Below are 21834 nucleotides of genomic sequence, written 5' to 3'. Positions count from 1 at the left end.
CCGGATAGGCGATGGGATACCGACGGTCAGGCGACGCGCCCGCCGTGCGGGAGCGGTGAGGGGATGCGGTCAGGCGGCGGCTCGCTCGCTGACGGGCCGACGGCGGAGGGCCCCCGCGCTGGAGGGCCCGGTGAGCATCCCCTTCGCGAGCGGGCTCCACACCAGCGTGCCCATCCCGTAGCGCTGGGCGACGGGCAGCACCTCGGCCTCGATGCCACGGCTGAGGATCGAGTAGGTCGGCTGCTCGGTACGGAACCGTTCCAGGCCGCGCCGCTCGGCCACCCACTGGGCTTCGACGATGTCGGAGGCGGGCATCGTGGACGACCCGATCGCACGGACCTTTCCGCTGTGGATCAGGTCCGAGAGCGCGGACAGCGTCTCCTCGATGTCGGTGTCGGGGTCCGGCCGATGGATCTGGTAGAGGTCGATGTGGTCGGTCTGCAGGCGACGCAGCGAGTTCTCGACCTCGGTCATGATCCAGCGCCGCGAGTTGCCTCGCTGGTTGGGATCATCCCCCATCGGGAGATGCACCTTGGTCGCAATGACGACGTCGTCGCGACGCCCCTTGAGCGCCTTTCCCCACGATCTCTTCGGACTCGCCGCGGGAATACGCGTCGGCGGTGTCGACGAAGTTGATCCCCGCATCCAGCGCTCTGTGGATGATGCGGACCGAGTCGTCGTGGTCGGTGTTGCCGATGGACGCGCCGAACATCATCGCGCCCAGCGCGTAGGGGCTGACCTTGATGCCGGTCCGGCCCAGTGTGCGGTACCGCATGGGTTGTCCTCCTGCGTGCGCTGCTGGTCGCGCGTCCGCTAAACTAAAAGTGGAACATCGTTCAGTCCATAGAATATGGAACACTGTTCAGCAGCGCAAGGGGTTGCCCGCCATGATTGATCGCACCACCGAAGCACCGGCCGCCCGCCGCGTGCGGCCCGACGTTCGGCGCAACGTGGACGCCCTGCTGACCGCGGCCGCCGAGGTCTTCGCCTCCGACGGGGTGGACGCCCCCGTGCGACGGATCACCGCCAAGGCCGGCGTGGGGGCGGGCACCCTCTACCGTCACTTCCCGCAGCGCTCCGACCTCATCGCCGCCGTCTTCCGCCACGAGGTCGACGCGTGCGCTGAGGCCGCCTCCGCCCTGGCGGACCGGCACGAGCCGGTCGAGGCCCTCACCCGCTGGCTGCGGCACCTGGCACGGTTCGTCGCCGCCAAGCGCGGGTTCAAATCCGCCCTGCACTCCGGCGATCCCGCCTATCAAGGCCTGCTCCCGTACTACATGGAGCGCTTCGTCCCCGCCGTGAAGCAACTGCTGGACGCCGCAGCCGCAGCCGGGGACATCCGCTCCGACGTCATCCCCTACGACCTCCTGCGCGCCATCAGCGGCATCGTCGAACCGGACGACGACGCCTACACCCAGCGCATGGTCGCGCTCCTCGTCGACGGACTACGCTACGGCGCCGTGTCAAAGTAGCCGCAGGTGGCCGGGTTGAGGTCACCGCTGGTGGCCAGATTTAAATCCCCACTCCGGTGTGTGCCTGCCGGGGGTGTCGTGGGGCGGGGTGTGCCCCTGAACGGTGATCGTGACGGTGTCAGCCAGTCACAAGGTCACCGTTCAGGGAGTCTGCCGGGCCATGAAATCTTCGGGGGAAGTCAGGGACATCATCGCTGCCTACCGCGAGGTAGGCACCTATCGTGGGGCCGCTGAGATGTGTCGAGGTTGGCGATCATCCAGGAAGTGTAGTTCTTCCCCTCAGGGAGGGTCTTGGTGACCGGCACGACCGCGCGGTGTTCGTCCGGCGAACTCACCCAGCGGTGGACCGCCAACCGCGACGCCTGATCAAAGCCGGTACCGTCAGGCCACCTTCCCTGGCATTTCGGGGCGAACGAGTACGTCGCGTTGATGCCGTGAGCCTGTCCCGGGGCTGTGGACTGGACAAATAGCTCCGAGTCGATCAACCGTACCCGCGATGGAGGGACGGTGAGATGACAGAGACAACGTTCCGCGAGCTTGTGCCGGAGCCGGTCTGGACCTCGGTGCGGGGACGCACCTATCAGGGTGCGCTGCTGTGGCGGAAGGTCTTCCCCGGTACTGACGATCAGGTTCCCCGGGCGCGTCATCTGGTCCGGGCGCTGCTGATGGATACCGCGTTCGCCGAGGACGCCGAGTACGTCACCTCAGAGTTGATGACCAACGCGCTGCGGCACGCGCCCCGGTCGGGCTCGGCCGCAGGCTCGGTGATCGTGGAGTGCCTGCTGGCTCCCTGCCAGGTCCGCGTCGCCGTCTACGATCTCGGCGGGGGTGGCACGCCGAGGTTCGCGACGCCGATGCCCGGTTCTCACGCACAAGTGACCTGGCCGGCCATCCGCCGCGCTTTAGGTTCGATCAGTGTCCTTGAACTGGCGCTGGGCCTCATTTGCGCTGCGCCACGTCGGAGTTGTTGCTGAGTCCATCGGGTGTGTCCGTGGCCTGGCACCCTTGGTGAGGGCTGGCCTGATCTCGTGTCGGTAGACGGTCTCGGTCACGTGCGTGCTTCCGTGGCCGACGAAGCCGCGCGGGCGGTTCGCAGTAGCGCCTGGCCGTCTTAGCGACGTGCTTGCCCCGCAAGGAAAGCGGTCGGCCGCTGGGTCACACCACTGCGTTGGCCCAGATCAGACTGAGCTTCCAGGCCGCGGCGCGAGTGGCGGCATCGTAGGAGACGTCGGGTGAGCGTGTCTCCCGGTCGCGGACGTAGTAGCGGCCGGTGATGCCGGCGAGGTCGGGGGCGGTGGCCAGGCGTAGCGCGGCCTCGGCCCCCTGTTCGGGGGTGAGCAGGCGTTGGTGGATCAGTGACCGGAACGGGGCGAGGATGGCGGGGACGAGGTCGTCGATGATGCCGGTGCTCACGATGCCGGGATGGACGGCGTTGACGGTGATGCCTACATCGTGCCAGCGTTCGGCGAACTCGTAGCCGCAGATCGTGGCCAGCAGTTTGGCTCTGGCGTAGGCGGCGAAGGGGACGTACCCGTCGGCCGGATTGAGGTCGCGCACATCGGTGACGCGCGAGAGGTCGAGCGGGACGGGCTGAGGGCGGCCGAACAGCGGCACAGGGCGGGCGTCGGACATCGTGGCCGACACGACATTCACCACGCGGGCGTTCCCTGCCGCGAGTAGGTGTCTCTCCAGCAGGTAGGTGAGCGTGAATCCGGCGAGGTGGTTGACCGCCAGGTGCGCTTCCACGCCGTCGGCGGTCAGCAGGCGCTCCCGATAGTGCGCGCCGGCGTTGTTGACGAGCAGGTGCAGGCGATCGTGGCGCGCGGTGAACTCGGCGGCGAGCCGGTGCAGGTCCGCGCGGGAGGTGAGGTCGCCGGTCAGGACCTCGACGCGGTCGGCGCCGATCTCCCGGGCGACCTGCCGCTGCAGCATCTGGCCGCGGTCATGGTCGCGGCTGGTGGTGACGACGTGCGCGCCGGCCCTGGCCAGTTCGGTGGTGATGACCCGGCCCATCCCGCCGGTGCCGCCGGTGACGAAGGCGGTGCGGTCGTGCAGGTCGACCGGGACGCGTGCGGCGCTCACGACGCGATCCGCGGGGCGCGGCGCAGGTAGGCCGGTTCGACGGTCTCCTTCACGATGAAGTCGGCCAGGTCGGCGCGCGAGACTGCTGTGGTCAGCCGGATGCGCAGGTCCATGCCGGTGCGGTAGCGGCCGGTCGGCGCGGTGTCCCTCAATGCGGGTGGCCGGATGATCGTCCAGTCGGTGTCCGACGCGCGGATCAGCGCTTCCATCGTCTCCTTGTCGCGCATCTTGGGCCCGACCGAGGCCCACAGCGCCAGCGAATAGGGGGAGCGGTCCCGGCTCTCGGCTGCGCCGTGGGCGCTGACCACCACCAGCCGGCGGACGCCGGTTGCCTTCATCGCATGCAGCGCGGAGCGGATGCCGTCGGTGCATACCGTGACGGGGCCGCGCGCCAGGGGGCCCAGGGCGCTTACGACCGCGTCGTGTCCCGCGACAGCGCTGGCGAGCCGCTCGTCGGCCGGGTCGGGGAGGGTCAGGTCGGGGATCACGGCGACGGTGAGGCCGGGGGCGGGCGGCAGGGCGTCGGCGCGGCGGGTGACGGCGGTGACGGTGTGACCGGCCCGCAGGGCGACCTCGACGACGGCCCTGCCGGTACCTCCTGCGGCGCCGAGGACGACCATCCGGAAGACTTCTGAGTCATTGTGTCTCATAGTCGAAGCTTGGCATTCCCCCGGCTTATGAGTCAACTTGTCTCATAAGATGAGGCATGGCCGACACCCCCGATCCGCGCGTGACCCGCAGCCGCGAGGCGATCCTCGCCGCCGCGCGAGAACTCTTGCGCGAGGAAGGGCCCTCCGCCGTCACCCACCAGCGCGTGGCCGCGCGAGCCGAGGTCGGCCGCGCCACCGTCTACCGCCACTGGCCCCGCCCGGAACAGCTGCTGACCGACGCGATGGCCGATGTCCCGATGCCCTTCTTCCTCGACCCGGCCACTCCCGTGCGGCCGTGGCTGGAACGGCAACTGCGCATGCTCGCCGACCAACTGGCCCTGCCCGATGTCCTGGCGGTGACGACCGCGCTCGTGCAGGGCGCACGCTCGGAACCACAGATCACCACCCGCAGAGACCGGCTCGCCACCACCATCGGCCAACAACTCCGCGCGGCGCTGACCATGGCGGAGCAGGCCGGGGAACTCCAGACGGCTTGCGATCCCCGCGATGCCCCAGCCCTGCTGATCGGCCCCCTGCTCTACCGCAGCCTGCTCGAACCCGGCCCGGTGTCCGACGATCTGATCGACCGCCTACTCCATGCCGCGGGCACGTGGACTGCAGGTAGCGCGATCAGTAACCCACCTGCGAAGCGCCCCACCAGCCCCACCACCGAACTTTGACACCAACATTGTGGGTGCCGAAAATCCATCCGTGCAGGTCGCAGGCATGATCGGTATTCGCATGGCTCGGGGCCGGGGAGAGCCGCGGCATGCGTCGCCACGGCATGATGGGTGGCCATGTTGGTGCGCTTGGCCTACCTTGCCGTGACGAACACCTTCTCCTTCCTGCGGCTGCTCCACAGGAGTGATCGGGACAAGGAGCTCGAAATCTTGGTGCTCCGGCATCAGGTGACGGTGTTGCAACGGCAGGTGGTCAAGCCCGCATTCACGCCGGAGGACCCGAGCTGGCCGCACTCGGGATCAAGGTCGCCGCCTCCACCGTGTGGGGACCTGTCGGGACGAGCTGCTGGATCGCACCCTCATCTGGAACAGGCGCCATCTGCTCCATGCGCTGCGCGAGTTATCGGCCCCCGCAAGGCCGATAAGACTAGATACCAAATAAAGAAACCCCAGCTCACGGCATGTGAACTGGGGTTCTTCCGGGTGCGCCGCCAGGGACTCGAACCCCGGACCCGCTGATTAAGAGTCAGCTGCTCTAACCAACTGAGCTAGCGGCGCTTGCGTCCGTAACGATAGCAGTCCCAGGTGGGTGGTCGCACATCGAAAGGGACGCCGGGTGGGGTGGGGGTCAGGACTTCCAGGCGCCGGTGGAGAAGGGGACGGGGGCGCCCTTCTTGCCGACGCCGGGGCCCCACTTGGTGATCTTGTACGTGATGTCGATGTGGCCGAAGCCGCCGTTGTTCTTCACGGTCAGGGTGGCCGGGTCGAAGATGCCCTGGGTCAGGTCGGCGAAGGTCTTGGCGTCCAGGTCGAGCATGACGCCGCGCTCGGAGGGTTTGCCGGGGCCGCGGTCGCCGATGAAGAATTTTACGGTTTTGCCGTTATAGGTGACGTAGCCCTCGGTGCCGAGGGGCCAGCTGGGGCTGGCGGCGAGGCCTCGCTGCATGGGCTTGCCGATGGCGGGCATGCCGGTGTCCCCGGCGCGGCCGGAGGAGTCGTCCCAGAAGTAGGACGCGGTGGTCTTGCCCATGTGCAGGGCCTTGGCGGCCTTCGCGGTGGTCTCGAAGTTCTGGGCCATATCGGTGGATTGGAAGGCCGCGACGGGGGCGGTGTCGGGGGCCGACATGGCGGAGGCGGTGCCGACGGCGGAGACGGTGAGCACGGCGATGGTGGCGATGGCCACGGTGGCGCGGGTGTCCCGAAGCTGCGCGAGGTTTTCCAGCACGCCGGAGATGTTGAGCGGGTCGGCGGTCTTGAGCCGGTCGGCGAGCTCGCGCGGATCGGCGCTCTTGACCTTGGCCATGAGCTCGCGCAGATCGGCCTTCTTGACGTTGGCGGCGAACTCGCGCAGGGCGGGGTGCTGGAACAGATCGGAGATGCGGGTCATGAAGAAGGGGTCTTTCATGAGACGACAGGGGCGGCCGCGTGCGTCCCGTTCGATCGGACCTGCGAGGGGCAAGGGCAGGCTGGGGCACGGGCGTGCCTACCGGAGGTTCCCGGCTCCGGCAGGGCCTGGACGGCTCCGCCGGACTCGGCGCCAAGCGGCTCCCGTAGGAAGGTCACCACTCAGTAACGAACTGGACTCTACCCACCAAGTCATGACAGAGCAAATGAAACACCCCAAAACGCCCTTAAGATCTCCCTTCGCATCCCAAGGACGACGCCGAACCCCTAGTTCACCGGAAGAACGTCAACCACCAGCCCGGGAGGGTAAAGGCACCGCCAGGTGTTCCGAGTCCATAACTGGCTCCGGGCGTTGATGGTCCGATGGGAGCTGTTTTGCCGTGGCGTGACCCGTTGGGTGGTGGACTGGATTTAACATGATCGACCGGGAGCCGCAGATGGAGACCCTCCTGCAGGGCGCGACGAGACTGTTCGCCGCGCTCGGGTACGACTCGACTACCCTCAGGCAGATCTCCGATGCCCTCGGGATCGACCCGGTCAAGGTCGGTTTCACGGGGGACAAGCGCGACCTCTATCTCGCGGTCATCGAGCGCGCGTACCGGATCGAGACCGAGGCCATGGGGCCCGCCATCACCGGTGTCGTGGTCGCCGACGCGGCCCAGGCGGCGGCCGCGATCCACACGATTGTGGATAGGTATCTGGACTTCTGCGTCGAGCACCCCGAATTCCCGGCGCTGTGGATCCACCGCTGGCTCTACGACGCGGCCGACCTCACCGGTCTGGAGCGCCAGTTCTCCCAGCCTCTGATCACCATGGCCACCCGGGTCCTCGAACAGGCGGTGACTGACGGGTTCGTCGGCTCCGGCGTCGACATGGAGTACTGCGTGTGGACGCTCGTGTGGTGCGTGCACGGGTTCGTGCAGGGTGGCGTCCTGGATCTCGAGGGGGAGCGGGTCGGGCCCGACTCGGCGGAGGAGCTGGCCCGGTTCCGCGGGCACCTGCATCAGCTGACTCAGCGCGTACTCTCCCTGCCTGAGGATGCCACTCCATGAAATGACATTGCGTCGTGGGCTGATGGCGCTCTGTTTCAGATGTGTGACATTCCGGTACACCCGCGCTACATAGGCGAAGGAAATAGAATTCCCTTCGCCTAATGACAGATTTAGCATTTCGCCTATAGCATCGCCCTTCGTGGCTGAAGCTGATCTTCCTGGCCGGGTCGTCCGCCGATGGCCCGTTCTTCGCCATGCGCGACGGCGATCCCGCGTTCACCGCCGATCCTGACGATTCGCGGGCGCTCCAGAAACATCAACACTTCCCCCCATATTCCTGGAGTTCTGGATGTCCCTCACACAACCAAGACCGAGTGCGGTATCCGCCGCGCTGGCCGAGGACCGGCTCGGTGTGCCGTCAGTCGTGTTCTTCGTCGTCTCGGCGGCGGCGCCGCTGATGGTCGTCGCCGGTTCGGTTCCGACGGCGTACACCGTGACGGGCGTCATCGGCGTGCCGCTGGCGTTCCTGCTGCTGGGCGGGATCTTCGCGCTCTTCGCGGTCGGGTACGTGACGATGGCCAGGCACGTGGTGAACGCGGGGGCCTTCTACGCGTACGCCGCTCAAGGGCTTGGCCGCACGGCGGGTGTGGCGACCGCCTGGGTGGCCCTGCTCGCCTACAACGCCCTGCAGCTGGGGCTCTACGGGATCATCGGGTTAGCCGCCGAGCCGCTGCTCGTGGACTGGTTCGGCGGTTCGCCCGCGTGGTGGGTGATCGCACTGGTGACCTGGGCGCTGACCGGCCTGCTCGGGGTGCTGCGGGTGGACGTCAACGGCAGGATCCTCATGGTGCTGCTGCTCAGCGAGATCGCCGTCGTCCTCGTGTTCGACATCGGCAACCTGTTCAACGCCGCGCCCGGCGGGGTCAGCTTCGAGGGTTTCTCCCCGGGCGCGCTGATCGTCCCCGGGGTCGGCGCCGCGCTGGCCACCGTGGTCGCCGGGTTCGCCGGGATCGAGTCGTCGGTGGTGTTCGCCGAGGAGTCCAAGGATCGGAACCGGACCGTGCCCCTCGCCACCTACGCGGGCATCGCGATCATCGCGGTGCTCTACGCGTTCTCCGCCTGGGCGCTGACCGTGCCCACCGGGGTGGACGGGATCGTCGCGCAGTCGACCCAGCAGGGCACGGAACTGATCTTCAACCAGGCCGCCGCCCACCTGGGTTCCCCCATCGCCACCCTCGGCTCGGTGCTGTTCGTGACCAGCAGCATCGCCTGCATGATCGCCTTCCACAACACCACGGCCCGCTACATCTTCGCGCTGGGCCGGGAGAACGTGCTGCCGTCCGTCTTCGGGCGCACCTCGGCCCGGACGAGCGCGCCGGTGGCCGGGTCGCTGCTGCAGACGGCGCTCGGGCTCATCGTGATCGCCATCTACGCGGTGCTCGGCCTCGACCCGCTCACCAAGCTGTTCTTCACTTTCGGCGCGTTCGGCGGTCTCGGCCTGCTGACCCTGCTCACGGTCACCTCGATCGCGGTGATCGCGTTCTTCGCGCGGCGCCCCGCGGAGGAGACGACGTGGCGGACGAAGATCGCTCCGGCGCTGGCGGCGATGGCGCTGTGCACGATCATCGGGCTGACCCTGGTCAACTTCGACACGGTTCTCGGCGTCGCGCCCGACGAGCCGATCCGCTGGGTGCTGCCCGGCATCTTCGTGGTCGCGATCATCTTCGGAATCGTCTGGGCGCGCGTGCTCAAGGCCACCAAGCCAGACGTGTACGCCAACATCGGCCTTGGCGCCAGGGCCGTCACCGGAGCCTCGAAGTGACCGCCGAGATCACCCGGATGACCGACGCCGCCGTGGTCGGCGGGGTCATCGCCGACACCTTCGGCATGGACGCGATCTCGACCTGGCTCATCCCGCCGGTGGCGGATCGCCCGCCGATCCAGCGGGCTTTCTTCACCATGTACGCGGCCCACGCCCTCGATCACGGCGATGTGTACGGCATCCACGAGTCGGGCGAACTCGCCGGAGTCGCGGTCTGGTTCACCGCGCCGTACCCCGAAATTCCCGGACATGATGAGGCGGTGGCCTCGTTCGCCGGGGAGCACGCCGGGCGGTTCGGCATCCTCGGGGAGCAGATGGAGAAGATCCATCCGCACGAGCCGCACCACTACCTGGCGTTCATCGCGCTGGTGAAGGGGCGGATGGGTCGCGGCCTGGGCAGCCAGCTGCTGCGCGAGCACCACCAGCGGCTGGACGCCGAAGGCATGCCCGCCTACCTGGAGGCCAGCAGCGCCGACAGCCGCCGGCTCTATCTTCGCCATGGATACGTGGACATGCCGGAACTGCTCCGCCTGCCCGACGGGCCGGTCATGTACCCGATGTGGCGCGCCCCGAGCGCCTGAACAGCACAACGGGCATCCGTCAACGAGGCCGGGTGCCCTCTTCACCGTTCGTCGAGCTGAATACCGGTGACGGCGTTGAGCACGCGATAATCCGCGGAATAGCTGCGCGATAAAGTCGGCAACGTTGTCGCGGGTCGCTGTCCAGAACGGCGGATATTCCGCCTCGAGATCGTGATAATTCTCACCGCGTGACCGGCGAATCTCTGAGATCCGGATGACCCGGCGGCGGATCTGCGACTGTTCTGACGCGAAACTCGCTCAGTACCATCAGTCGACTCCACCGAAAATGGGAGACGTCGTGGGCCAGAGCGTTGCGCCATCGGCTGTGCCGCCCGTGGGTGAATGGCTGCTCAGCTTGCCGCTGGTCGCGCCCGTTCGCGACCTCTACGCGGAGAAGCTCAAGATGTACGACACCGCGATGCTCGGCTACCTGGCCGAGACCCGGCTGATCGACGACGTCGACCGTGAGCGGATCAAGGCCGACTGCGAGTGGTGGGTCCGGCAGACGAATGCCCGCCAGGCCTGGCTGGACGTCATCGACCGATACCGCGACGCCGTCTACTACGTCGCCATCTGGCCGCTGCTGCCGGTGGCCGCCACTGTGATCATGGTGCTCTCCGTCGCCACGCCGCCTGCCGGCTGGGCGATCGCCCATATCGCGTTAGGTGCCCTGTTCACGCTAGGCGGGTTGTCGGGCGCACTTCGCCATCTGGACTTCATGCTGTCGCGGCGCACCTGGCTGCTCGGCCTGGCCTTCCTGCTCGTCTCCGGTTTGCTGCTGTACGGCCCGTGGACGGATGCCGGGTGGCTGGCCGTGACGGGCACCCTGCTGCTGGTGAGCGTGCTGGGCCTGGTCGTGGCGTTCGTTGCGCTGGCCGCGCTGGAGATCCGACGGATTCGCACCCGGGCCGCGATCTATTTGATCATCGTGGGTGCGGTGGCGATGGGGGCGCTGGCGGTTGACCGGGGCACCGGGCCCGGCTGGGCCAGAGGCCTGTGGGCCGGGCTCTGGACGGCGCTGGTGGTGATGCTCGTGGCCGGCGCGGTTTTCATCCTGACATACCTGATATCGAGTGTTTTTCAGCGGCGTAAGAACAGTGTGTGGGCCATTGGTGAGATCGTGCAGACCTTGCTCTGGTTCGGGTTGCGGATGGAGGAGGCGCATCTGCCGCTGGAGGAACGTTCGGCGCTCGGGCAGGCGTACCCGTTCGGGGATCCCGTTGTTACCGCGTCACATCTGGAGTCCCTGGCTCGGGTGGTTGAACGGTATCTCCCGCGCCAGCTTCCGACCTGGGATCCCATGGGGGACCGGATCATAAGTGAGCGCTGTCGTGGCATGGCGGCCCGGTTGCGCGAACTGAAGATGGAGTTCCTGCTCAACCAGCGCATCCCCCCGGCCGAGATGGCCGCCCGGCTGGTGCCCGCGGTCGTCCCGATCGTCGACGGCGACTGGGAACGACTCGCCCGCGCCGACATTCAGGTGATCCCTCACTCCCGGTTACGGGTGTCGCTCAGGATCGTCGGCGGAATCCTTGTAGCGATCGCCCCCCTGACCATCTACCTCCTGCTCCGCACCACAACTTCCATAATCCCCGACAAGATCGTGGACCAGGTCCTCCCCGTCGCCGTCACCTGGCTACTCCTCTCCGTCATCGCCTGGATCGACCCAGGCAACGGCAACCGCACCGGCAACCTCAAAAACCTCACAGACCTCCTCCCCGGTTCCCGTTCCTAACCAACGTGGTTCTCCGGAGAACCCCGTGTCATGGGTTGGAGATAGGGCGGGGAAATTGTTTGGCGGGGGGATGTGGGGGGTCGGCAGACTTGGTTCGTGGAGCGTTTGGTGAGTGTGGTGGTTAGTGGTGGGGGTCGCGTTCTTGGGGGAGTCGGCCCCTTTTCGGTGGAGAGTCCTTGGTGGGCTGATGTTGAGCCGGTTTCGGCGCACTTGTCGGATCTCTTGGGTCGGCCGGTGGTGGTTTTGCGGTTGCTGGATGTGGAGGGGGGTGGCTGGTCGCGGGGTGGGCACGTGATTTATCACGCGGAGGCGTTGCGTGGCGATCCTGCGGACGTGTTGCCTGGAGATCCTGCGAAGGCATTGGGCGGAGACTCCGTGAAGGTGTTGGGTGGGGATTCTTTCGGGGGGCTTCAGGGAGTGGGTGGTTCTGCGTTTGAAGTTGCTCGGGGGTTGGTTCTGGCGACGGATGGGAAGCGGGCGGAGTGGGCGACCGCTGATGGGGTTCGGGCGGGATTGGCCTGGGCGGAGGGGGCGATTCGCCGGGCGGGGCTCGTGCCGATGGGGTGGGTCGAGCAGGTGAAGACCTGGAATCTGTCCGGACTTTTCAGGATCCGGGTGGAGGGGGATGTCGAGGCGGTCTGGTTCAAGGCGACGCCGGGGTTCGCGGCTTGTGAGTCCAGCGCTATCGGTCTTTTCGGAAGCGTTGTCCCCGACATCGTGCCGCGCCTGATCGACGCGGATCCGGAGCGGAGATGGGTGCTGCTCGGGCACGCCCCGGGGGAGGACTGCTGGGGCGCGCCGCAGGACGCGGTCGACCACATGGTGCCCCGCATGGTCGCGGCACAGGTCAGGCTCGCCGGCCGGGCGGCCTCGGCCGGACTCGCGGATCGCACCTCGCCGGCCCTCGCGACCAAGCTCCTCGACGGGGACCTGGCGGAGGAACTCACCGCGGACGAGCTCCGGGACGCGCGCGGGCTCGTGCGGAAGCTGCCGGACCTGGTCGCCGCGTTGGAGGCGTGCGGACTGCCGTACACCGTGGTGCATGGGGATTTTCACCCAGGAAACTGGCGGTGGGACGGGCGGCGCGGCGTGGTCGTGGACTTCGCCGACTGTCATTTCGGGCACCCCGCGCTGGACGGGCTGCGGTTGCGGGACTTCGCCCCGGAGGAGCGCCGGGAGCAGGTGACCGAAACATGGGTGAAGGCGTGGGCGGACGCGTTGCCAGGCGCGGACCCGGAACGGGCGGTCGTCCTGGCCGAGCCGCTGGCGCGCCTGTACTACGCCATCCGCTATCAGGAGTTCATGGACGGCATCGAGCAGACCGAGCGCCGCTACCACGCGGGAGACGCCGCGTCGGAGATCCGCGCCGCGCTGGCGAGCGCGGGGTGAGCCGGGGGCCCGCGCCGGGGCCCCCGGCCCGGCTGGTCAGAACCGGTAGGGGTTGGAGCCGAGTGCGGCCATGAGGTACCAACTCGTGGCTCCGACGTGCTGGTTCTGGAAGTAGCCGAATCCGAATCCGGTGTCGAACGCGCTGGACGCGGCGACGACGCCGGAGCGTGCGGGTAGGGCGGTGCCGGTCCATGTGCCGCCTTCGCCCGGATTGGAGAGGCGGCCGCCGTTCGGGTCGGTGGTCAGGCCGATGGTCTGGCCCGCGCCCAGAGCGGCCTGCCCGGACGCGATCTGCCCTAGGTAACCCCGCGCCTTCCCCCGATCGCCCCGAGCCACCAGCGCCGCCGCGAGGTGCGCGGTGCCCTCGAACCAGACGGCGTCCCGATTGTTGTTCCCCGTCCCATTCGGCACGGGGCCGGTCAGCGTCTTCGACACATCGCTGAACGTCACCCCGGACACCGCGTACCCCGCGGGCAGCTGCGAGTTCTCCGACACGCCCCCGCGATCGGTGGTCGCCAGCGCGTCCGCCGTCCAGTCCACCGCCCGCCCCCGATCCCCGCGCGCCAGATAAGCCCAGGTCTGTACGTCCTCCGGAACCGGACTGGGATTGATCTCATTGGGATCGTCCGCCGGATTAGCCCCCTTCGTCCCCGTCCAGTAGAACCGCCCCTGCGGATTCCACATCGCGTCCAGGAAGTCCTCCGCCACCCGCGCCCTGGTCTTCCACACCCGATCCCCGGTGAACTTGGCCAGCCCGCGGAACAGCGCGTACACGTCGATGTTGTGCTCGCTGGAACACCACCGCTGCTTGGTCGTGCCGTCCCCCTGCACCCCGCCCAGATACCCCCCATACCTGTACGGCGAGACGCTGTTGCCCACAATCCACTCCCCGAGCGTCACCGCCCCATCCAGATACTTCCGCTCCCGAGTCCGCTCATACAGCCGCGCCAGCGCCAGCGCCGTCCAGGCCACATCCCCGACCGCCGACCCCCCGAACCCGAACGGCCACAGGAAGGCCGCCTTCCCATCCGCCCGCTGAACCCCGGAAAACTCCGGCCCACCCCCGTAGAACAACATCGGCCCGGCCGCGTACGCCTGCCGCACCCGCCCGTCAGTAAACGTCTCATCGTTGTTCTGAATCCACAGGAACGTATCCCCGATGACCTTCGCCCGCCGCACGTTCTCCCTGCTCGGCCGGCTCAGATAGGCGATGACGGCCAGCGCGTTGTCGTACACGAACGCCGTGGTCATCAACCCCGACTCGTTGTTGTAGCTCTGCGCCAGCCGCAGCCCGGACCCCTGCTGGTACCCGTCGAGAACGGCGTTCAGATACCCGAAGGCCCGATCGACGGACCCACCCAGACGATGATCGACGAGGTCGCCGGTGGACGCGGACGCCGTACCGGACAGAACGAAGGGCGCCACCGCCGAGGCGGCCGAGGCGGCGACGAAGAGGCGGCGAGATAAGAAGGGGGAAGACACTGGGCGGCTCCACGTGCGGGGGTCAGGAAGTGGTTCAGAAAGCCCCGAGAGAGCGCTCTCTCGGTCCCGTCATTGAAGCGCTCGCGAGCCCTCACCGCAATACCCGCGAAGCGACCGTGACATTCTGTGCAACGCCCGTCACTCCCCGAGCTCTGAACTTTTCATCGGATTTATCGGACAGATGACCACTTTAAGCAGTCCAGGCGCAGGTGGGACGTTTGAGATTCGCCGCCGTGAGGAAACATGCTGTACATCCAGACGAAACGAACGGATGTTGGGAGCGCTCCCAAGGTTCGTAATCAGTTTCGTCAAGGAGAAACACACATGGGACCCCACAAGAGTTCCTGGCGAAGAGCCCTCACGGCTGTAGCGGTAACGCTACTCGCCGGAGTCGGGCTCGTCGCCAGTCCGACTGCCGCGAACGCCGCGGTGGCCTGTCAGGTCACTTTCACGAAGACGTGGGAAGGCGGCAACGGCTTCGGCGCCCAGGTCCGGCTCCAGAACCTCGGCGACCCGGTCTCCAACTGGCGGATCACCTACACCGTCGCCGCCGGCCAGTCGCTCCAGAACGGCTGGGAAGGCACCTGGTCCCAGTCCGGCTCGAACATCACCATCGACGCCCCGTCGTACGCCCCGAACCTGGCCGCCAACGCGGTCGTGCAGCCCGGCGCCAACTTCACCTTCAGCTCGAGCAGCACCAACCCGACCGCGTTCTCGCTGAACGGCACCCCCTGCACCGGCTCCAACCCCCAGCCCACCCAGTCGCTGGTGGTCACGCCGACCAGTGTGAGCGTGCCCGAGGGCGGCACCGCCACCTACTCGGTGCGCCTGAACGCCCAGCCGACCAGCAACGTGACGGTGACCAGCACCGCGGCGAGCGGCGGTGACGCCAACCTGACCGTGTCCGGTGGCGCCTCGCTGACGTTCACCAGCGCCAACTGGCAGACACCGCAGAACGTGACCGTGGCCGCGTCCGAGGACGCCGACACGACCAACGGCACCCGGACCATCACCGTGGCTTCGGCTGGTCTGACCTCGGTTTCGGTCACCGCGACCGAGGCTGACAACGACACGACCGGGACGCAGTCGCTCGTGGTCACCCCGACCAGCGTGAGTGTGCCCGAGGGCGGTACGGCGACGTACTCGGTGCGGCTGGCCATCGCGCCTTCGGCCAACGTGACGGTGACCAACACCGCCGCGTCCGGTGGCGACGCCAACCTGACCGTCTCCGGTGGCGCCAGCCTGACCTTCACCCCGGCCAACTTCGCCACTCCGCAGAACGTGACCCTCGCGGCAGCGGAGGACACCGACACGACCAACGGCACCCGGACCATCACCGTGGCTTCGGCTGGTCTGACCTCGGTTTCGGTCACCGCGACCGAGGCTGACAACGACACGACCGGGACGCAGTCGCTCGTGGTCACCCCGACCAGCGTGGGCGTGCCCGAGGGTGGCACGGCGACGTACTCGGTGCGTTTGGCCATCGCGCCTTCGGCCAACGTGACGGTGACCAACACCGCCGCGTCCGGTGGCGACGCCAACCTGACCGTGTCCGCCGGCGCTTCGCTGACCTTCACTCCCGCCAACTTCGCCACCCCGCAGAACGTGACCCTCGCGGCGGCCGAGGACACGGACCAGACCAACGGCACCCGCACGATCACCGTGGCTTCGACTGGTCTGACGTCGGTTTCGGTCACCGCGACCGAGGTCGACAACGACACCACCCCCGGCACGTACGAGCCGCACCAGGACAACCCGTTCGCCGGCGCCACCGGCTACGTGAACCCGGACTGGTCGGCTCAGGCCGCCTCCGAGCCCGGCGGCTCCGCGGTCGCCAACGTGTCCACCGGTGTCTGGCTGGACCGGATCGCCGCGATCACCTCCGGCTCGGCCGGCAGCAACAGCAAGGGCCTCAGGGACCACCTGGACCTGGCCCTGCAGCAGGACGCCGCCAACGGCGCCACCAAGACGATCATCCAGGTCGTCATCTACAACCTGCCCAACCGTGACTGCTCGGCCCTCGCCTCCAACGGCGAGCTGCTGATCGCGCAGAACGGCCTCAACCGCTACAAGACCGAGTACATCGACGTCATCGCCGCCATCATGGCGGACCCGAAGTACGCCCCGCTCCGCATCGCGGCGATCATCGAGATCGACTCGCTGCCCAACCTGATCACCAACACCAACGTGGCCAAGTGCCAGGAGGCGCAGCAGACCGGCGCCTACGTCCAGGGTGTGGCCTACGCCCTCGGCAAGCTGCACGCGATCCCGAACGTCTACAACTACGTCGACGCCGGGCACCACGGCTGGCTGGGCTGGGACACCAACTTCGGCCCGTCCTCGCAGCTGTTCTCCTCCACCGCCAACAGCGCCACCGGTGGTCGCGCCACGGTTGACGGTTTCATCACCAACACCGCCAACTACTCCGCGCTGACCGAGCCGTACTTCACGGTCAACGGCACGGTGAACGGCCAGCAGATCCGCCAGTCGAGCTGGGTGGACTGGAACTTCTACATCGACGAGCTCAGCTTCGCGCAGGCGTTCCGCCAGCGGCTGATCCAGGACGGCTTCTCGTCCAACATCGGCATGCTGATCGACACCTCCCGCAACGGCTGGGGCGGCTCGGCGCGGCCGACCGGTCCGAGCACCTCGACGGACCTGAACACCTTCGTCAACCAGTCCCGCATCGACCGGCGCATCCACGCCGGCAACTGGTGCAACCAGAGCGGCGCGGGTCTGGGCGAGCGGCCGCGGGCGAACCCCGCCACCGGTATCGACGCCTACGTGTGGATCAAGCCTCCGGGCGAGTCGGACGGTTCCAGCTCTGCCATCCCGAACGACGAGGGCAAGGGCTTCGACCGGATGTGTGACCCGACCTACGGTGGCAACGAGCGCAACGGCAACAGCGCCACCGGCGCACTGGCCAACTCGCCGCTGTCCGGGCACTGGTTCTCGGCCCAGTTCCGCCAGCTGCTGCAGAACGCGTACCCGCCCCTTTAAGGGACGCGCTGTAGCCGATTGATCGTCGTGGTCCTGCCGCGGTTGGGGGTCCTCCTCGGCAGGACCACGACTCATACCTGAGAGGTTCCGTCTGCCGCGAGTCCATCTGGTAACACGGGCTCGCGGCAGCGGAGCAGAAGCATCGCGGCGTCGTCCTTGGGAGTCCCGTCGATGTGCGCGATCAGATCACGCCGCAGCGCTTCCAGCGCCGCCTCCGGATCCTCGTCCTTCAGCAGGGAGACCCGGTCGGCCAGCGGATAGAAGGCGCCCCACTGATCCCGGGCCTCCACCACACCGTCGGTGTAGAGCAGGATCTGGTCGCCGGGCTCGAACCGTACGCCGTAGGGAACCGGCCCCTCAGGGCCGAGAGCGGCCAGGCCGAGCGGCGGCACATGGTCTCCCGGCTCGGCCCACTCGATCTCCCCGCTGGCCCGGATCACCAGCGGCGCCGGATGGCCGTAGTTGAGCAGGGTCATGGTGGTCTCTTCGGGATTGGCCTCGGCCAGCACCGCGGTGACGAACTCCTCGCCGGACAGCCGCCGGTTGAGCGCCTTCTCCAGCCGGGCGCTGACGCCCTGGAGATCCTTCTCGTCGTGTGCCGCCTCCCGGAAGGCGCCCAGCACCAGCGCGGCGGTCTCCACCGCCTCCAGGCCCTTGCCCTGCACGTCGCCGACGATCACGCGCACCCCGGCGGGCGCGGTCACCACCTCGTACAGGTCGCCGCCGATGTGCGCCGCGGCCATCGCGGAGGTGTAGGAGACCGCCATCCGCATGTGCGCGGCCCGGCGCGGCACCGGCCGCAGCAGCACCCGCTGCGCGACCTCGGCCACCGAGCGCACGCTGGCCAGCTCCTTCTCCCTGCGCCGCCGACCGACCGTGGCCAGCGCGCTGGCCGCCGTCACCCCCGCGATGGATCCGGCCGTGACATAGGCGCGGCTCACCTCCAGCGAGTTGTACGCCGAGAGCGCCACCGCCAGCACTAACGCGGTCAAACCCACGATCAGCGTGCGCCGGACCCCGCCGGTGAGGCTGGCGAACGCGGGCCCCACCGCGAGCAGGGGCAGGAAGCCCTTGTCCGGGCCGGTGACCGCCTCCACCACGGTGACGATCAGCATCATGATGTAGGGCAGCACGCTGAGAGCCAGCGCCGTGCGAGCCCCCGCCGCCCGGCGCCGACCCCGGCGCGGGCTGAACAGCCCGGCGAGGTGAAGCGGCATCCGGAGAATCCCCTTCAATCGCATGTCATCTGCGCTTGCGACCATACTTCACGATCCAGCCTGAGATGCGAAGTCCCGATAACCCTCTGCACCCGCAAAACACAACGCACAACGCCCGTGCCCCAGAAGAGCACGGGCGTTGAGTCACCTGCTTAGACGATTGAGCCGGACCAAACGTTGGCAGCCGATTTGTAAACGCCGTATGTCTCGCCGTCGAAATAGGGGGAGACCGAGGTGTCGATGCGCTTGTTTCCGTCCCGGTCGGCCACCGCGATCGTGACCCCGTTCAGGTAGCCGAGGCGGCGGGCGTTCTTGTAACCCGCCAGCCAGGCGGAGCCGAGCGCGCCCTGCCCGGTGAAGGAGGACTTGATGCCGACCAGTTCCTCGGCCTTGATCTCCGCCGAGGCCGCCGCGAAGGTCTTGCCGTACGACCATTTGAGGGTGTTGCCGGAGAAGGCGTGGTTGCCGTCCGGGTGGGAGCCGCTCGGGTAACCGAAGATGAAGTGCGCTTTGCCGATCTTCTGGTTGTAGGCCAGGCCCTGGCCGCCGACCCGGTCGCCCAGACGGCCGACGTCCTCCAGGCCGCGGATGATGTAGTGGTCCTTGTAGTAGACCTCGGGAGTGGAGGTCTTCACCCACTTCTTGATGAACCACTCACGCTTGAAGTACTGCCCGGGGTCGACCTTCTTGAGCTCGCCCTTGAATGCGGCGTCGGCCTTGAGCTCGTTGTAGGTCTTCTCGTCGATCGGGTACCAGGTGCCGCTGTCCGGGCCGCACCAGCTCGGGCACTTCTCGCCGTTCTTGAGCGCGTTCGTGCCGGCGGGGGCGGCGTTGTAGGCGGCCAGGGACACCGACTCGGTGGTCAGCTTCACCCCGTCCACGCCTTCGGTGTAGTACTTCTCCGCCTCGGCCTGGGTGAAGCTGTCCTTGGGCGGGTCCACGGGGGAGGTCACCGGGGACAGCGTCTTCTTCCAGTACGGGCCGCCGTCGGTGTACTTCTCCTCGAACTCGGCCTTGGTGACCTCCTCGGCGAGGATCTTCTTGGCGCCCTTCCAGGCGTCGTACGCCTTCTTGTCGACCTCTTTGTCGCCGGTGAGCTGCACGCCGTTGTAGACCGTGACGAAGGCGTAGTCGCGGTCGCCGTCCTCGTACACGTCGAAGTCGTAGTGGGTGTAGGCGGTCTTGCCCACGTAGATGCCCCACGGCGTCTTGCCCTGGTAGTAACCGGGCACGAAGACCCAGTGTTCGAGGGTGAGCTTGTTGCTGACCGTGTCGTAGACGCAACGCCCGGCGGTGGCCACCACGTTGCGGTACTTGGACTGCACCGAGGTGCCCGAGCACCAGTGCGGCTTGCCGTCGGCGCCCATGAAGAACACCTTGCCGGTGGTCCTGGGCAGGTTCACGTTCTTGGTCGTGCTGCTGGACTTCTTCTCGTCGCCGATCGCGGGCACGGTTCCCGGCTTGCTGGAGGCCGCCGGGCCGCCGGTCGAGACGTGCTTGGCCGCCACCGTGGTCTCCACGTTGTACGGCGTCGCGTCCTGAAGCTGTGCCTTGTCCCAGAAATAGGCGATGGCCTGCGCCTGGCTGGAACCGGCCAGAACTTCCTTCTCGATGTACGTCGGGTCCGCGTGCGCGGGGACGGCGATCAGCGCGGCGGCCAGCAGGCCGGAGGCGGCACCGAGGGTGAGGGTGCGGTTCACGTGCTGGATCCCCCTTGCTCTGGCGTGGAACGTCACATGCGCCCCATCCGTCAGTAAATGGATTGTCAGGGACCCTACCGGTGACGTTTCCGCAAGTCAGGGAAATCCCAGGAATCTGTGACCCAGATCACATTTTTCCGTGGAACCGGATGGCGGTGGTTGCCGTCTAATCTGCTCCGATCGCGGAATGCAGTGTTTCAGCTACTTTCATGTACCTGGGGGAGTGTCGCGCGCCATCGCCGTCGAGGGGGTGGTCTGGGCTGACCTGCGGCTTTGGGGGGTCTGACAGGGCTGGTGGAGATTGTCGGGGCAATTGACAGGTAACAATCTCGTAGCGAGGAATTCACATAGCCGATCAGGGTGCCGTACCTTGGTTATGGGAGCGCTCCCATGCCAAGGAGGCTTACGTGACTCTCCCCTTCGCCACCGTGGCGCTGGACCCGGGCCCGACCAGAACGGCGGAATGCCTGCTCCCCGCCGTCGGTTCGAGCGTGCGCGGCGCCCGCGCGCTGGTCCGCCGCGAACTCGAGCGCTGGGGCACCGACGGCCTCGTGGACGACTGCACGGTCATCGTCAGCGAGCTGGTCACCAACGTCATCCGCCACGCTGGCACCGCGTTCGCGCTCCGGCTGTGCAGCAACGGCATCTGGGTATACGGCGAGATCTTCGACACCGGCGACGGCGTCCCCCGCCAGCGCGACCCCGCCCCCGACTCCACCGACGGCCGCGGCCTCCTGATCGTCGGCTCGCTCTCCGACGACTGGGGCGTGGTCCAGTCCCTACGCGGCGGCAAAATCGTCTGGTTCATCCTCGGCACCGGCTTCGCCAACCACCCAATGGCCCCACGCCCGCACGCGGCGGTCGGCTATTAAAGTCGTGATCTGGGCAGCCGCGGCGGTGAGTCGGCTGGTCGGCGGCTATGCGGCTGTCTATCGGACGGGTTTCTGATTGATTCGAAACGCCGCCAGCACCTCTTCGGCGATCTCCTCGGGCACCCTGGTCGCGTCCGCCGTCAGATCGGCCACCTCCTGGAAGTACGGCAACCGCCGCTCGCGCTGCTCGGTCAGCATGCGCTCCAGATCCGGCAGGAAATGCGGACGATGCGCCGACGACCGCATCCGTTCGGCCAGTAGGGCGGGCGATCCATCCAGGAACACCACGAACGCGCTCTTCAGCGCGCTACGCGCCCGCGCGTCCTCCACCGTGCTGGCCGCCGCGCCGATCACCTCAGGCGGCCGCCGTCCCAGCGCCTCCCGCAACACCTCGGACTCCCGCTCGTGCAACACCTCGGCACCGAGCGCGGCCGCGATCTGCGCCGCCGTCATCCCGTAGCGATCTTCCAGATCGGCGTCACTGTCCCGAACCACCCGCCCAAGCGCCTCGGCGACCAACCGGCCGACCGTGCTCTTCCCGGCTCCCATCAATCCGACGATCACGATCGGAATCTCACGCATAGTGGCCCATTCTGCCCACTACCGCGCTCGCATGAAACCACGGCGCCGACGGGGCCGGGCAGAGCCCGAGAGAGAACAAAAGGGTGGGTGGGACAACCCCGGGATCGGTTTCCCGCTTCGTTCGGGCGACCACGGCGATGACGGGGGCGGGCGGAGCCCGAGGGAGAACAAAAG

At 67.6% G+C, this 21834-nt stretch carries 19 protein-coding genes and 1 tRNA gene; 10 read left to right on the top strand and 10 right to left on the bottom strand.

The genetic code is table 11. The features are described from left to right. Positions 1-69 precede the first annotated feature (69 nt). On the bottom strand, positions 70-519 hold the full coding sequence (locus tag Amac_RS48940; RefSeq protein WP_425544306.1) for an aldo/keto reductase: 450 nt from the start codon (positions 517-519) through the stop codon (positions 70-72). Continuing rightward, the gene (locus tag Amac_RS58255; protein WP_344446705.1) at positions 509-775 is read right to left on the bottom strand and encodes an aldo/keto reductase; all 267 of its coding nucleotides are present in this window, start codon (positions 773-775) and stop codon (positions 509-511) included. The genes Amac_RS48940 and Amac_RS58255 overlap by 11 nt, the downstream gene beginning before the upstream one ends. Before the next feature lie 112 nt (positions 776-887). Between Amac_RS58255 and Amac_RS48935 the strand changes: the two genes are divergently transcribed. Together Amac_RS48935 and Amac_RS48930 are read left to right on the top strand one after the other, a co-directional pair. Continuing rightward, positions 888-1472, top strand: a complete 585-nt coding sequence (locus tag Amac_RS48935) for a TetR/AcrR family transcriptional regulator (protein WP_155361276.1) — start codon at positions 888-890, stop codon at positions 1470-1472. A 512-nt stretch (positions 1473-1984) separates the two neighbouring features. Continuing rightward, the gene (locus tag Amac_RS48930) at positions 1985-2446 is read left to right on the top strand and encodes an ATP-binding protein (RefSeq protein WP_155361275.1); all 462 of its coding nucleotides are present in this window, start codon (positions 1985-1987) and stop codon (positions 2444-2446) included. A gap of 181 nt (positions 2447-2627) precedes the next feature. On the opposite strand, the gene Amac_RS48925 is transcribed toward Amac_RS48930, so the two are convergent. Together Amac_RS48925 and Amac_RS48920 are read right to left on the bottom strand one after the other, a co-directional pair. Continuing rightward, positions 2628-3554 carry an SDR family NAD(P)-dependent oxidoreductase gene (locus tag Amac_RS48925; protein ID WP_155361274.1) on the bottom strand — a complete coding sequence of 309 codons (927 nt, stop codon included), beginning with the start codon at positions 3552-3554 and terminating at the stop codon, positions 2628-2630. Next, entirely contained in the window at positions 3551-4204 is a 654-nt protein-coding gene (locus Amac_RS48920) for an NAD(P)-dependent oxidoreductase (RefSeq protein WP_218041731.1), read from the bottom strand. The genes Amac_RS48925 and Amac_RS48920 overlap by 4 nt, the downstream gene beginning before the upstream one ends. Positions 4205-4260: 56 nt before the next feature. Between Amac_RS48920 and Amac_RS48915 the strand changes: the two genes are divergently transcribed. Beyond that, positions 4261-4884 carry a TetR/AcrR family transcriptional regulator gene (locus tag Amac_RS48915; RefSeq protein ID WP_155361273.1) on the top strand — a complete coding sequence of 208 codons (624 nt, stop codon included), beginning with the start codon at positions 4261-4263 and terminating at the stop codon, positions 4882-4884. A 484-nt stretch (positions 4885-5368) separates the two neighbouring features. On the opposite strand, the gene Amac_RS48910 is transcribed toward Amac_RS48915, so the two are convergent. After that, positions 5369-5442, bottom strand: a tRNA-Lys gene (locus tag Amac_RS48910). Between the two features lie 70 nt (positions 5443-5512). Then, positions 5513-6289 (bottom strand): hypothetical protein, encoded by a 777-nt coding sequence (locus Amac_RS48905; protein ID WP_246269188.1) that lies wholly within the window; start codon positions 6287-6289, stop codon positions 5513-5515. Between the two features lie 415 nt (positions 6290-6704). Here Amac_RS48905 and Amac_RS48900 point away from each other — a divergent pair, with 415 nt between their 5' ends. The 5 genes from Amac_RS48900 to Amac_RS56985 all read left to right on the top strand — a co-directional run bounded on the left by Amac_RS48900 (position 6705) and on the right by Amac_RS56985 (position 12807). After that, the gene (locus Amac_RS48900; protein WP_155361272.1) at positions 6705-7340 is read left to right on the top strand and encodes a TetR/AcrR family transcriptional regulator; all 636 of its coding nucleotides are present in this window, start codon (positions 6705-6707) and stop codon (positions 7338-7340) included. A gap of 289 nt (positions 7341-7629) precedes the next feature. Beyond that, entirely contained in the window at positions 7630-9102 is a 1473-nt protein-coding gene (locus Amac_RS48895; protein WP_155361271.1) for an APC family permease, read from the top strand. Continuing rightward, positions 9099-9683 carry a GNAT family N-acetyltransferase gene (locus tag Amac_RS48890; protein ID WP_155361270.1) on the top strand — a complete coding sequence of 195 codons (585 nt, stop codon included), beginning with the start codon at positions 9099-9101 and terminating at the stop codon, positions 9681-9683. Before Amac_RS48895 ends, Amac_RS48890 begins: the two co-directional genes overlap by 4 nt. A gap of 334 nt (positions 9684-10017) precedes the next feature. Further along, a complete protein-coding gene (locus Amac_RS48885; protein ID WP_155361269.1) occupies positions 10018-11418 on the top strand; it encodes a hypothetical protein in 1401 nt (466 codons plus the stop codon). 450 nt (positions 11419-11868) lie between these two features. Then, positions 11869-12807, top strand: coding sequence for an aminoglycoside phosphotransferase family protein (locus Amac_RS56985; protein WP_281356418.1), 939 nt, complete (start codon positions 11869-11871; stop codon positions 12805-12807). A 36-nt stretch (positions 12808-12843) separates the two neighbouring features. On the opposite strand, the gene Amac_RS48875 is transcribed toward Amac_RS56985, so the two are convergent. Next, positions 12844-14289 (bottom strand): hypothetical protein, encoded by a 1446-nt coding sequence (locus tag Amac_RS48875; protein WP_155361267.1) that lies wholly within the window; start codon positions 14287-14289, stop codon positions 12844-12846. A gap of 324 nt (positions 14290-14613) precedes the next feature. On the opposite strand from Amac_RS48875, the gene Amac_RS57770 reads away from it, so the two are divergent. Next, entirely contained in the window at positions 14614-17289 is a 2676-nt protein-coding gene (locus tag Amac_RS57770) for a glycoside hydrolase family 6 protein (RefSeq protein WP_170323041.1), read from the top strand. 71 nt (positions 17290-17360) lie between these two features. Here Amac_RS57770 and Amac_RS48865 read toward each other — a convergent pair whose 3' ends face one another. Both Amac_RS48865 and Amac_RS48860 read right to left on the bottom strand, forming a co-directional pair. Further along, on the bottom strand, positions 17361-18506 hold the full coding sequence (locus Amac_RS48865; protein WP_218041730.1) for a PP2C family protein-serine/threonine phosphatase: 1146 nt from the start codon (positions 18504-18506) through the stop codon (positions 17361-17363). A 152-nt stretch (positions 18507-18658) separates the two neighbouring features. After that, entirely contained in the window at positions 18659-20206 is a 1548-nt protein-coding gene (locus Amac_RS48860) for a trypsin-like serine peptidase (RefSeq protein WP_155361265.1), read from the bottom strand. Positions 20207-20613: 407 nt separating this feature from the next. Here Amac_RS48860 and Amac_RS48855 point away from each other — a divergent pair, with 407 nt between their 5' ends. Then, on the top strand, positions 20614-21078 hold the full coding sequence (locus Amac_RS48855; protein WP_170323040.1) for an ATP-binding protein: 465 nt from the start codon (positions 20614-20616) through the stop codon (positions 21076-21078). Between the two features lie 57 nt (positions 21079-21135). On the opposite strand, the gene Amac_RS48850 is transcribed toward Amac_RS48855, so the two are convergent. Further along, complete coding sequence (locus Amac_RS48850) at positions 21136-21660, bottom strand: shikimate kinase (protein WP_155361263.1); 525 nt, start codon at positions 21658-21660, stop codon at positions 21136-21138. Positions 21661-21834 lie beyond the last annotated feature (174 nt).

It is taken from the genome of Acrocarpospora macrocephala (assembly GCF_009687865.1).
In the GTDB taxonomy this organism is placed as follows: Bacteria; Actinomycetota; Actinomycetes; order Streptosporangiales; family Streptosporangiaceae; genus Acrocarpospora; species Acrocarpospora macrocephala.
This window is presented reverse-complemented; position numbering and strand designations above follow the sequence as displayed.

Bases quoted from the DNA above. Each gene is read 5' to 3' on its own strand.
- Amac_RS48940 (WP_425544306.1), bottom strand. From the start codon at position 519: ATGGGGGATGATCCCAACCAGCGAGGCAACTCGCGGCGCTGGATCATG.
- Amac_RS58255 (WP_344446705.1), bottom strand. From the start codon at position 775: ATGCGGTACCGCACACTGGGCCGGACCGGCATCAAGGTCAGCCCCTAC.
- Amac_RS48935 (WP_155361276.1), top strand. From the start codon at position 888: ATGATTGATCGCACCACCGAAGCACCGGCCGCCCGCCGCGTGCGGCCC.
- Amac_RS48930 (WP_155361275.1), top strand. From the start codon at position 1,985: ATGACAGAGACAACGTTCCGCGAGCTTGTGCCGGAGCCGGTCTGGACC.
- Amac_RS48920 (WP_218041731.1), bottom strand. From the start codon at position 4,204: ATGAGACACAATGACTCAGAAGTCTTCCGGATGGTCGTCCTCGGCGCC.
- Amac_RS48915 (WP_155361273.1), top strand. From the start codon at position 4,261: ATGGCCGACACCCCCGATCCGCGCGTGACCCGCAGCCGCGAGGCGATC.
- Amac_RS48905 (WP_246269188.1), bottom strand. From the start codon at position 6,289: ATGAAAGACCCCTTCTTCATGACCCGCATCTCCGATCTGTTCCAGCAC.
- Amac_RS48900 (WP_155361272.1), top strand. From the start codon at position 6,705: ATGATCGACCGGGAGCCGCAGATGGAGACCCTCCTGCAGGGCGCGACG.
- Amac_RS48895 (WP_155361271.1), top strand. From the start codon at position 7,630: ATGTCCCTCACACAACCAAGACCGAGTGCGGTATCCGCCGCGCTGGCC.
- Amac_RS57770 (WP_170323041.1), top strand. From the start codon at position 14,614: ATGGGACCCCACAAGAGTTCCTGGCGAAGAGCCCTCACGGCTGTAGCG.
- Amac_RS48865 (WP_218041730.1), bottom strand. From the start codon at position 18,506: ATGCCGCTTCACCTCGCCGGGCTGTTCAGCCCGCGCCGGGGTCGGCGC.
- Amac_RS48850 (WP_155361263.1), bottom strand. From the start codon at position 21,660: ATGCGTGAGATTCCGATCGTGATCGTCGGATTGATGGGAGCCGGGAAG.